This is a genomic window from Microcoleus sp. PH2017_35_SFW_U_B (assembly GCF_020737865.1).
Classification (GTDB): domain Bacteria; phylum Cyanobacteriota; class Cyanobacteriia; order Cyanobacteriales; family Microcoleaceae; genus Microcoleus.
Genome location: NZ_JAEQDE010000091.1, coordinates 33,476 through 44,456, shown reverse-complemented (window position 1 = coordinate 44,456; position 10,981 = coordinate 33,476). Strand labels below are relative to the sequence as shown.

Sequence of the window (10,981 nt, the reverse complement as noted above, 5' to 3'; positions counted from 1 at the left end):
TGAGAGATGTATCAAAATACGAGTAATTGAGGGAATACGATCGATCGCCCAATCAGAGATTAGCTCAATTGTGCGATCGAGACGGAGGCTGGGACTAAATTGCACAGCCGTAAGGTACGTAGTTCCGCGAAAAGCGCTCTTTCTCATATATCTCAAAGAGCGCTCAAGCGCAACAACATACCTTTATTAGGGACACGGCAGTGCCGTGTCCCTACCTGTTGCAAAAAATGCTTGACATTCCTACCACTCTATGCTAGGTTAACGAATAGTCTTGTATTTAATCAGTAATCCCATCGCTTCACCTATGTTCGCAACCAACAGCTATTTTTATTTTTGGCATACCCAAGTTCGCCCGGAGTGAATTTACAGATTGCTGTGAACATCCGGGCGAACCGCAGACTAACACCTGCGGTTTTGTTTTTTTCTAGCTTTTTTCCCAACCACCAATCATCACAAGCGCAAACAGCAATGACATTATTCAGTAACTGGTATTACGGCTTTTATTTTTGGCCCCGCAGGAGTTCTGGGTAAATTGTCGTGCTGTCTTTTCGCGCCAACCCGGAACTCCTTAAAGGTTCCGGGTTTTTTATTGTCAACCAATCACTCGATTTTTTAGGAGAATTCCATCATGTTAGAAGCCAAACTCGCAACCAAATCTCATCCCGAACACCAAACTATTGTCAAACTATCAGAAACAGTCTCAGTCGGCGGCACAGAATTGTTAATCGTAGGCGGCCCCTGTACCGTGGAAAGTTCAGAACAAATGGAGACAGTCGCCAGCAAACTCTCAGTTGCACCGGTACAGGCTTTGCGGGGGGGAGTCTACAAACCCCGCACTTCTCCCTACGCTTTCCAGGGGATGGGAATTGAGGGACTGGAAATTTTAGCGGATGTCAGCCGGCGTTACGGTTTACCCGTGGTGACAGAGGTAATGTCGATCGCCCAAATCGATCCGGTTGTCGCCTATGCTGATATGCTGCAAGTAGGCAGTCGCAATATGCAAAATTTTGAGTTACTAAAGGCGATCGGTCAAGCCGGAAAACCAGTCTTACTAAAACGCGGTTTGTCAGCCACGATTGAAGAATTTGTGATGGCCGCCGAATACATTCTCAGCCACGGAAATCCCGATGTAGTTCTGTGCGAAAGAGGCATCCGCAGCTTCGACAATTACACCCGCAATGTCTTAGATTTAGGTACAGTCGTAGCGCTAAAACAGTTAACTCATTTGCCAGTAATTGTAGATCCTTCTCACGCCGCCGGCAAGCGAGAATTAGTCGCATCTCTAGCAAAAGCAGCGGTTGCTTGCGGTGCTGACGGGTTAATTGTTGAGTGTCACCCGCAACCCGAAAAATCGGTTTCTGACGCGCGGCAAGCTCTTTCTTTGCCGGATATGATTGATTTAGTCGCAAGTTTGCGGCCTGTGGCGGCGGCCGTCGGGCGGTTGGTACCGGAGGTTAAGTCATTAGTCATTAGTCATTAGTCATTGGTCATTAGTCATTGGTTATTGGTTATTGGTTATTGGTCATTAGTCATTAGTCATTAGTCATTGGACTTAATATTTCTTTCAAGAAAAGTTGGACGGGCTAGAAGCCCATCCCACAAACTTTTTTTTCTTGTGGGATGGGCTTCTAGCCCGTCCCAAAAACAGACTTCTAGCCCATCCCACAAATTTTTTTTCTTGTGGGATGGGCTTCTAGCCCGTCCCAAAAACCAAAATTTGATTAAAATAAAAGCAGAATCAATCCTGTCATCTACAAGATATCGCTTAATTATGGCACTCAAACTTCATGTTCCGTCGATCGTCTGTTCCGGCTGCGGAAACACAATTACCGAAGCCATCAAAACCGTGGAACCGGAAGCTAAGATTGATGTGGATTTAGCGGCCAAGACTGTGACTGTGGAAGCTAAAGCCTCGGAAGAGTCTATTAAACAAGCTGTGGTTGCTTCCGGTCACACTGTTCTAGAAGCCTAATAGTAGGATAACCCCTGGTTGGCAGTCAGGGCTGATGTACAGATAATCGCTTGCATGAATCTTTGGTTGGGGAGGGCGAGTTTACACATATTCTGGATGTGCATCATAGATGTTGGTGAACTCGCCCCTACAGCATCCGCGCATACAGAAATTCCCAATGACAACTGACAACTGACAACTGACAACTGACAACCAACAACTGACTAATTAAGATTCTTCGTCCAAATGTTCGGCGACTGCTTGGTAAAGTTCTAAAACGTGCCGATCGAGTAAACTATAAAAAACTTGTCTGCCAACTTTGCGGTAACTTACCAACCGTATCGCCCGCAACGCCCGCAACTGGTGCGATACAGCCGATTCGCTCATGCTCAAAACCGCCGCCAAGTCGCACACGCACAATTCTTGTTTTGCTAACACTGACAGTAATCGCAGCCGATTCGCATCTCCCAAAAGACTGAAAAACTCTGCCATCCGCTGGGCTTTTGCTGTGTTCAGCACTTGTGTTTGGATGTCTCCAACCCGTGAACTTTCAACTACGTGCGATCGCCCGCAGGTTGGTGTATCGTTTTCTTGGTCAGGCTGACTTATCGCTCCGTTAACAGCAGACTTCGGTGACATCTTTTCCCGGCTGATTTTAATTCTCATTTTCATATTAGCGCGATCGACCCACCTTTTGTTACAAAACTTTTACATCTCCTTGACATATATCTGAATATATGTTCAGATATTAATAGAGCGAAACACACCAGGAGAATTTAAAATGACCACTGTCACCCAAATGAAATGCGCGTGCCCTTCTTGTTTGTGCGTTGTCAGCCTCACTGAAGCGATCGAAAAAAGCGGCAAATCCTACTGTTCGACTGCTTGCGCTGACGGACACCCCAACGGTAGCGGCTGCGGCCACATCGGCTGCGAGTGCAGCAAATAAATATTCCGATTCCAAAAAGGTTAAGGAACCTCTGTAAAAATATATCTAAGGGGAGATGCGAACAGCGCATTTCCCAATTTTTGTGTTTTTAGGTTAAATTGAGGTTAAAATACGGGTAATCAAAGGTTAAAAGTAGTTTAATCGACTAAGTACACAGGGAAAAATCACAATTGTTACCTGGGGAATACAATCAAAGTAAGTTAGCGTCGCAATACTAAGTGCAAAGACTACTATTAATAGCAGAGACAGAACCAAAAGTTGAATTAGGAGGGGGCAATGAAAGAGCGGGAAGATTTTTTACATCCTCGCAGTCGCTACTACGGTGATTTCACGCCTGAAAACTTGGCGTTTAATGCCAACTTGCAGGAATTTGCTCAGAAAATAACTTATATTTGCTCTCTGGAAACAGGGGGTAAAATTAGCGCCGAGAAAGCCTATAAAGATATTAAGGCGCTTTGGAAAGACTTAAAATCGTCTAAGAAGCAATTGGGAATTGGACAAAAACCCCCCAGTACCGATGACGGCAATTTGCCTTAAATTCATCGCAGATAAGACGGCGGTTGAAACCACACCTATAAAAACCAAGTCCGCACTTCGAGTTCGCGAGCGCGACCGCCTCCGCGGTGTAAAGAAAATAATATAATTTTAACTGTCTTCAAACCGCGGAGGCGGTTTTTGTTTGTCTAGACGCGGTTTCAACCGCCGACTTTTCTATGGTTTAGAAGTTGGTGCTACTTCTCCTGCAAACCGAGTACAATTGCCGCCGAGGCCGGAGGTAATTGCACAAGTATTGGTTTTTAGCATTCCTTCATAGGTATCAGCACCGGTGCCGGAACCGCCTAACTCGTCGCTGTAAAGTTCTTTGTCGGAAATTTTGACATTTGCTTCCCTCGCTACAGTCTGCATTAATTTCGGATTAGTCGTGGTTTCTACAAAAATTGTCGGAACTCCTGCTGTCTTAATTTCTGATGATAATTCGGCAATTCTGGCGGCTGTGGGCTGTTCCTCTGTTGTCACTCCCTGCAAAACTCCCGCAATCTCTAATCCGTAAGCATTGGCATAGTAACTCAGGGCATCGTGAGTTGTAACTAATTTGCGTTTTTGGGCAGGAATTGTCGCTATTTGTGCTTTAATCCAAGTATCTATTTTGGCTAAATCATCTGTTAATTTTGTGGCATTTGTGGTATATAGTTGAGCATTGCTTGGGGAAACTTTGATCAATTCATCGCGAATTGTTTCTACCATGCGGATACCATTTTTAGGATTGTGCCAAACGTGAGGATCGGGGACTTTTTCTTCGGTGGCGTGGGACTTTTCTTGTTCTTTCTCTTTCCCGTGTTCGTGTTCGCCCATCAACGGTTTGGGAACGGCGAGTTCGTGTACGGCGATTTTGGGTGCGGAATTACTGCTGGATTTAATTAATTTAATGATGCTGGGTTCGTGGTTGTAGCCGCCGTATAAAATTAGATTTGCTGTTTCAATGACTTTGCGGTCTTCTGGCTTGGTTTGGTAGGCGTGGGGGTCTTCTCCGGGTTCGATTAGACAGGTGGTGTCGATCGACTTTTCAGCAATTTTTCTAGTTATGTCGCAGATGACACCAGTCGTAGCTACCACTTTTGGCAAATTGGTGGCTGGAGTGGCTTGAGTTTGAGTGGTGGCGCGACTCTCCGGCGCCGGCTTGCTGGTTTTGGAACCCGAAGTGCACCCAACCAGTCCGCAGGCGATCGCCAAAACCGCCACACCGCACAATCTGCTGCTTTTTTCCGTCAAGTTTTTTAACATTTCACCTTTGGAACGATAATCGTTATTACTTTTAGAGTTATCCTATTGTAGTAGCTAGAAATAAGAATCGTTCTCAAAATCTGGAATTATGTTAGAAGTGCAAGACTTGGCTGTGAATTATCGAGGAATTTCGGCCCTCAACGGCGTGAATTTTCAGTTAGATCCGGGACAGTTAACTGGTGTCTTCGGGCCCAACGGCGCGGGGAAAAGCACGATGGTGAAGGCGATGCTGGGATTGATTCCGGCTTGTCGGGGGATAGTAAAATATCAGGGGCGGTTGTTGAAGGAACAGTTATCGCGGGTGGCTTACGTGCCGCAACGATCGCAAATTGACTGGGATTATCCAATTACGGTGCACAATGCGGTGATGATGGCGCGGACTGTCCAGACTGGTTGGTTTCGCACTCCCTCGAAGCAGTCGCAAGAATTAGTCAAAGCTGCTTTGCTGCGGGTGGGAATGTGGGATTTGCGCGATCGACAAATTGGCGAACTCTCCGGGGGACAGCAGCAGCGCATATTTTTAGCAAGATCGATCGCCCAACAAGCCGACTTATTCTTCTTCGACGAGCCCTTTAGTGCGATCGACAAAGCCACAGAAGAGATTATCTTCGATATTTTTGCCGAACTAAAAGCTGAAAACAAAACATTGCTAGTAATCAGCCACGACTTAGGCGAAACTTTAAAACAATACGATAATTTATTATTGCTCAACAAGCAGTTAATTGCCACAGGTTCCTGCCGGGAAGTCCTCACCGCCGCCAATATTCAAAAAGCCTATGGATACGATTTAAGTTTAGTTTCCGCGTGACTGGAAAAAGATTTATTTTTAACCGCAGATGAACGCAAATAAACGCAGATGATTATCTTATATCTGCGTTTATCTGTGTTCATCTGCCTCTATCTGCGGTTAAAACAATAAGATTATTGAGGTAAGTAATTAAATGTTAAACATACTAATTGAGCCGCTCAAATTCGAGTTCATGCGAAATGCGATCGCCGTCGGCATTTTGCTAGGAATTGTGTGCGCCGTTGTCGGCTCATACTTAATTGTACAACAAATGGGAATGATGGTAGACATGATTGCCCATTCAGTATTAGCAGGACTGCCGGTGGCATTTTCTTTAGGTTTCAATATTTCCATCGGCGCATTTATATCAGGAATCATCAGCGCCGTAATTATGGCATGGATTCAATCGCAATCCCGGATTAAAATAGATGCTGTTATGGCATTAATTTTATCTACATTTTTAGCAATTAGCGTCACCTTAATTAGCGTCTTGCGAACAACAAAACTAGACTTAGACGGGTTTTTGTTCGGGAATATATTGTCAGTTGCACCGTCTGACGTACAGCAGACTTTTATGATAACTGTAATTATTTTGGTCGCAGTTAAAATCTTTTACAAAGAACTGCTATTCTATACCTTCGACCCGCTAGGAGCACAGGCGTCTGGTTTGCCTGTAAACTGGATTTACTTGGGGATGATTTCGGCGATTACACTGACGGTGGTGGCTAGTTTGCAAACTGTGGGCGCACTGTTAGTAATTTCGCTATTAATCGGGCCAGGAATTACGGCGTATTTGTTGGTAAAAGAGTTACATTTAATGATGGGATTGGGCGCAATTATTGGAATTACAGCTAGTGTGACTGGAATGTATCTTAGCTATTATTTTAATATGCCATCTGGTGCGGCAATTGTCTTAGTTGTTTTTGGATTATTTTTAATGGCTTTGCTGTTCAGTCCCAGTCAAGGAATTTTGACAAGAAAGAGAGGAGAATGAGCGAGGGCGGGCGGGTTTTGTTCTGAGATTGTTTGCGAGTGTCACAATCACTAGCTAAACCCGCCCTACAAATATGCCTTTTTTACCAGAAAGAAGCTGTCAACTGTCAACTGTCAACTGTCAACTGTCAACTGAAGCTTACTTAGCTTGACAATAGGTTTCATAAACGCCATCAAGCAGTAAGTTAAGAGCAAAAGTTGCTTTCTGGGCGGCTAACAACGCTTCTTGTTGTGCTTCTTCAGTTTCACAAACTTGTAACAGCGCTTCGCGGGTGGCTTCCGAGTGGAACTGGTCGGCTTTTTCGTGAACTTGAAAGAAAGACAAAGCAGCTTGTGAATCGATGCCGTAAAATTCCTTTAAACCAGCGATTTTGGTTGTGGAAACTTCGGGGATTTGTGCTTCGTAAGCGTAGAGGGCGGCTAAACCTTTGGCGGGAGATTCGCTGCGCGCTAAGTCTTTGAGAATGCGGACGGATTCGGTGGTTTTTTCTAAATGTTCGCGTTCGAGAACTGCATTTCTATCTAAACCCAAACCTTCGGCAAAGCGCAGCCACAATTCGGGGTGATTTGCGGCGCCTCTTTCTTCTTCTATGAGGTTTTCGAGGAGCATTTGACGAATTTTGATGTCGTCACAGGCGGCGTGGGTGGCGCTGACGTAGGTGGGGAAGTTGTGAACTTGCAGGTAGTATTCTTGTGCGTACTCTTGCAGCATTGCGATGTCGAGTTTACCTTCGTTCCACATTTGGTAGAACGGATGTTTCAGCAGGTGGTTTTGGTCGAGGATGCTGTTGAGTTGTTCGAGAAATTGCTGTTGAGTCATAATTGTCGATCGCCCTTAAGGATTGTGCAGCCACTAAAATGTTATGGTAATTTGGGATTTTGTCAATACCAAGTTTTCAATTGTTTATGTTTTTGCAACAATGGCGCGATCGCCCGTTATGCCAACTTAGCGCCGCCCGAACCCGTGGCCGCGCATAGACTTTGACCAAACCACCAATTCGCCGCCATTCCCGCCAGCCGCCAGAAATTGACCGTCAGGATGCCATGCGAGACACGAAAAACCGCCCTGTGCACCTTCTAGAACTTGCAGCAATTGTGCTGCTTCATACCACAAACAAACTTGACCGTCTGCGGATGCAGAAGCTAATAAAAATGTGTTAGGTTGAAAGGCGATCGCACTTACGACATTTTCATGCACCTCTAGGGCCCAACCTTCCCAACCGACACTTTCATCAGCATCTCTGTCCCAAACAGAAACACCTTGAGAACTCGAAGCAGCCAACAAAGGTGCACCCAAAGAATTAGTTTGATCCGACCAAGCCAACTCCCGAACCTTCCCCGGAAAACCCTGCATTACCCACGGTTCCAAATTACCCCATTCACTAACAATTAGAGTATTGTCCATATTGCCACAAGCTAAATATTGCCCTTGCGGCGACCAAGCAATTGCACCTGTTGCAGACGGTACTGATAAAAATTCTGGGTCTTCGTCCCAGTCATCGCCACTCCAAACTTTAACACCTTGATAGCCGCTAACTGCCAGGTATTGAACAATCGGATGCCATGCTAAATCTAGAATAGATGACGAGTCGAAATTCAGCGTTACTTCCACAACATTATCATCAGCATTCCAGATTTGAACGCAGCGGCCCATACTAAAAGCTAAATGATTGCAGTGGGGACTCCAAGCTAACTTATCAACCCAGACGCGCTTGTTATCCAAATCAGCAATTAATTCCCCAGAATTAACGCGCCAAATTCGCACTCGTCCATCTTGTCCGCCCGCAGCTAGGAATTGACTGTCTGCCGAAAAAGACAAACAATCTGCCGATTTTCCTGTGGCACTTTGCAGCGGTTGTAAGGACAATTTGTTAACTGCCCCTACTGTCGCCAACATCACTTCGCCCGCAGCAGAACAAACTGCTAAAGTTTTACCATCCGGCGACCAAGTAACAGCAGTTACGTAATCAGATAGCATTTCTTGAGCGTGAAATTGCAGAATTAGCTCACCGTGGCTGCTCTTTTTTTTACCCGTTTCTTTTACACTAGACACCGACGGAAATCCTCTCGCAATTGAGTTTCATTTAAGTTCCTGCCAATGAATACGAGTTCATTTTTCGGAGTTTCGCTATCTTTCCAAGCTCGATCCGGTCTGCCATCGAACAGCATATGTACTCCTTGAAAAACAAAGCGCTTTTCTTGTCCAGATACATTTAAAATGCCTTTTGTCCGAAAGATATCTGTGCCTTGAGTTCGCAATAATTCGCCAATCCAATCACTAAATTTGTCGCCATCAACAGCACCAGATTCTACTATTGCCATTGATTTTACTGTTGCATCATGTTCGTGAACGTGTACGCCCAAAAAGTCGGGTTCGATTTCTAATGCCCGGTTCAAATCAAATGCTTGGACGCCCAACAAGGCATCAATTTCTAGTTCTGCGTTATGAGTGCGGTGGATTTTTGCTATTGCATTCATGGCGCGAATTCTTTTTTCTAATTCTGCCAATTCTTCCGCACTTACTAAATCGGTCTTGTTCAGCAAAACCACGTCAGCAAAGGCAATTTGTTCTTGAACTTCTTCGGCATCCCAATGTTGCCATACGTGCTTGGCATCAACGACAGTGACTACTGCATCTAGCAGCAGTTGATCCCGCATATCTTCGTCTACAAAGAATGTCTGAATTACGGGTGCGGGGTCGGCTAAACCTGTGGTTTCGATGACTATGTGGTCAAATTTTTGGCGCCGCTTCATCAAGTTGCCGATAATCCGAATTAAGTCGCCTCGGACTGTACAGCAAATGCAGCCGTTGTTCATCTCAAAAATTTCTTCGTCGGCATCAATGATGAGTTGGTTGTCGATGCCTACTTCGCCGAATTCGTTGACGATGACTGCAACTTTTTTGCCGTGTTCCTGTGTTAAAATGTGGTTGAGTAGCGTAGTTTTACCTGCACCCAGATAGCCTGTGAGAACGGTCACGGGAACTGATTCGATCGCTCCAGCAGTAACCATATTTTACCTCTAGTTTTGTAGAATGATAACCATTGTCGCTAGTTTAGCCTACACTTGTTGGCAGCAGCAACAATATTAAATAATGTTAATAAATTGTTCGCCAGAGCCTGTCGGATTGTGCAGGTGGTAGTGAGGAATGCAAGTCCGCATCCATAGAAGAAGGACTTGCATTCCTCACTACGAACCTTTGTAGGTATGACCGATGACTCCAGACAATTAATTACCAATCATAGCTGCAATTCGATCGCGCTCCAACTCTTTGCCGATCAGCACCAGCTTGGTTTGACGGAGTTCCGAAGGTTGCCAAGGGCGATCGTAAAAACATTCTATGCGATCGCCAACACCTTGCAACACCATCCGCATCGGTTTCTTGGGAACCGCCACAAACCCCTTAATCCGATAAATTTCTTCCTGCTGCATCAAGGCTTGCAGCTTTTTCACCAAAGCTTCTGGTTCAAATTCGCGATCGGCAATAAAGAAAGTCGAGTTAATATCATCATCGTGCTCGTGTTCCTCTTCCGTGTCGTGGTGACTCGGGCGGGACTCCAAATCATCCTCAACCGCCGCATTAAATCCCAACAGCACATCCGGGTTAATTTCGCCAGCCTTGCAAGGCACAATTTTCACACTCGGGCGTAACTCTTGCTGCAACCAGGTTTGGACTTTCTGGTGAGTTTCTGAATTTACGCGATCGACCTTCGTCAACAGTACCATATCGGCACAGGCCAACTGATCTTCAAACAATTCCTCGATCGGCGTTTCGTGATCCAAACTCGAATCAGCCTCTCGCTGCGCCATCAAAGCATCGATATCGCCAACAAAAGTACCGCTAGCCACAGCCTCGCAATCAACAACCGCAACCACACCGTCAACTGTAGCGCCCGTGCGAATTTCCGGCCAGCGAAAAGCTTGAATCAAAGGCTTAGGAAGTGCGAGGCCCGAAGTCTCGATTAAGATACAATCAATTTGGTCTTTGCGCTTCAACAATTCCTGCATAGTCGGCAAGAATTCCTCTTGCACAGTGCAGCAAAGACAACCATTAGTTAATTCGACAATATTGCTGGTGACAGTTTCTTCTTCATCGCAAACTTGGCAATCGCGCAGCAATTCTCCATCTATTCCGATTTCGCCAAATTCGTTAACTAAAACAGCAATGCGGCGGCCTTGATTGTTTTGCAATAAATGGCGAATTAGGGTGGTTTTGCCGCTACCGAGAAAACCAGTGATCACTGTAACAGGAATCTTGTGCATTATTAATTACCAATTGAGTTTTTAGAGTATGACACTTTATAGAAAGACAAGAGTGAAAATAAGTTGGAGTTAGGATTCAATCAACTCTTAGCAAACCTCTTTATTGTATCATAAAAATATTTGTACGAGGCTTATTAAATAAGGGTACGTAGTTGCGCTTCAGCGCTCTTTGACCTAGAGCGCTGAAGCGCAACTACATACCTCAGAAGTATTGTGAAACTTTTATCGAAGACTGAATCTATTTGCGCCATGTATC

Annotated in this window: 12 protein-coding genes; 6 read left to right on the top strand and 6 right to left on the bottom strand. The window is 45.2% G+C overall.

What is annotated here, in order from left to right; all coding sequences use genetic code 11:
• Nucleotides 1-628: 628 nt before the first annotated feature.
• Together aroF and JGK36_RS24610 are read left to right on the top strand one after the other, a co-directional pair.
• A complete protein-coding gene (gene aroF / locus JGK36_RS24615) occupies nucleotides 629-1,480 on the top strand; it encodes a 3-deoxy-7-phosphoheptulonate synthase (protein ID WP_293198282.1) in 852 nt (283 codons plus the stop codon).
• Nucleotides 1,481-1,771: 291 nt separating this feature from the next.
• Nucleotides 1,772-1,972 carry a heavy-metal-associated domain-containing protein gene (locus tag JGK36_RS24610; protein WP_293146624.1) on the top strand — a complete coding sequence of 67 codons (201 nt, stop codon included), beginning with the start codon at nucleotides 1,772-1,774 and terminating at the stop codon, nucleotides 1,970-1,972.
• Between the two features lie 207 nt (nucleotides 1,973-2,179).
• Here JGK36_RS24610 and JGK36_RS24605 read toward each other — a convergent pair whose 3' ends face one another.
• The gene (locus JGK36_RS24605; RefSeq protein ID WP_293185119.1) at nucleotides 2,180-2,590 is read right to left on the bottom strand and encodes a helix-turn-helix transcriptional regulator; all 411 of its coding nucleotides are present in this window, start codon (nucleotides 2,588-2,590) and stop codon (nucleotides 2,180-2,182) included.
• Between the two features lie 142 nt (nucleotides 2,591-2,732).
• Here JGK36_RS24605 and JGK36_RS24600 point away from each other — a divergent pair, with 142 nt between their 5' ends.
• The gene (locus tag JGK36_RS24600; protein WP_293185067.1) at nucleotides 2,733-2,900 is read left to right on the top strand and encodes a metallothionein; all 168 of its coding nucleotides are present in this window, start codon (nucleotides 2,733-2,735) and stop codon (nucleotides 2,898-2,900) included.
• 276 nt (nucleotides 2,901-3,176) lie between these two features.
• Nucleotides 3,177-3,437, top strand: coding sequence for a hypothetical protein (locus JGK36_RS24595; RefSeq protein WP_293185068.1), 261 nt, complete (start codon nucleotides 3,177-3,179; stop codon nucleotides 3,435-3,437).
• A gap of 174 nt (nucleotides 3,438-3,611) precedes the next feature.
• Here JGK36_RS24595 and JGK36_RS24590 read toward each other — a convergent pair whose 3' ends face one another.
• Nucleotides 3,612-4,682, bottom strand: a complete 1,071-nt coding sequence (locus JGK36_RS24590; protein ID WP_293198284.1) for a zinc ABC transporter substrate-binding protein — start codon at nucleotides 4,680-4,682, stop codon at nucleotides 3,612-3,614.
• 88 nt (nucleotides 4,683-4,770) lie between these two features.
• Between JGK36_RS24590 and JGK36_RS24585 the strand changes: the two genes are divergently transcribed.
• Entirely contained in the window at nucleotides 4,771-5,490 is a 720-nt protein-coding gene (locus tag JGK36_RS24585; RefSeq protein ID WP_293193084.1) for a metal ABC transporter ATP-binding protein, read from the top strand.
• Nucleotides 5,491-5,623: 133 nt separating this feature from the next.
• Nucleotides 5,624-6,463, top strand: a complete 840-nt coding sequence (locus JGK36_RS24580; protein WP_293198285.1) for a metal ABC transporter permease — start codon at nucleotides 5,624-5,626, stop codon at nucleotides 6,461-6,463.
• A 138-nt stretch (nucleotides 6,464-6,601) separates the two neighbouring features.
• Here JGK36_RS24580 and JGK36_RS24575 read toward each other — a convergent pair whose 3' ends face one another.
• From JGK36_RS24575 to cobW, 4 genes are all read right to left on the bottom strand, one after another.
• Nucleotides 6,602-7,282 (bottom strand): CADD family putative folate metabolism protein, encoded by a 681-nt coding sequence (locus JGK36_RS24575; protein ID WP_293198288.1) that lies wholly within the window; start codon nucleotides 7,280-7,282, stop codon nucleotides 6,602-6,604.
• A 126-nt stretch (nucleotides 7,283-7,408) separates the two neighbouring features.
• Complete coding sequence (locus JGK36_RS24570) at nucleotides 7,409-8,515, bottom strand: WD40 repeat domain-containing protein (protein ID WP_293185075.1); 1,107 nt, start codon at nucleotides 8,513-8,515, stop codon at nucleotides 7,409-7,411.
• Nucleotides 8,503-9,474, bottom strand: a complete 972-nt coding sequence (locus JGK36_RS24565) for a GTP-binding protein (RefSeq protein WP_293198291.1) — start codon at nucleotides 9,472-9,474, stop codon at nucleotides 8,503-8,505. The genes JGK36_RS24570 and JGK36_RS24565 overlap by 13 nt, the downstream gene beginning before the upstream one ends.
• Nucleotides 9,475-9,690: 216 nt before the next feature.
• Nucleotides 9,691-10,725, bottom strand: coding sequence for a cobalamin biosynthesis protein CobW (cobW, locus tag JGK36_RS24560; protein WP_293198293.1), 1,035 nt, complete (start codon nucleotides 10,723-10,725; stop codon nucleotides 9,691-9,693).
• Between the last annotated feature and the right edge of the window lie 256 nt (nucleotides 10,726-10,981).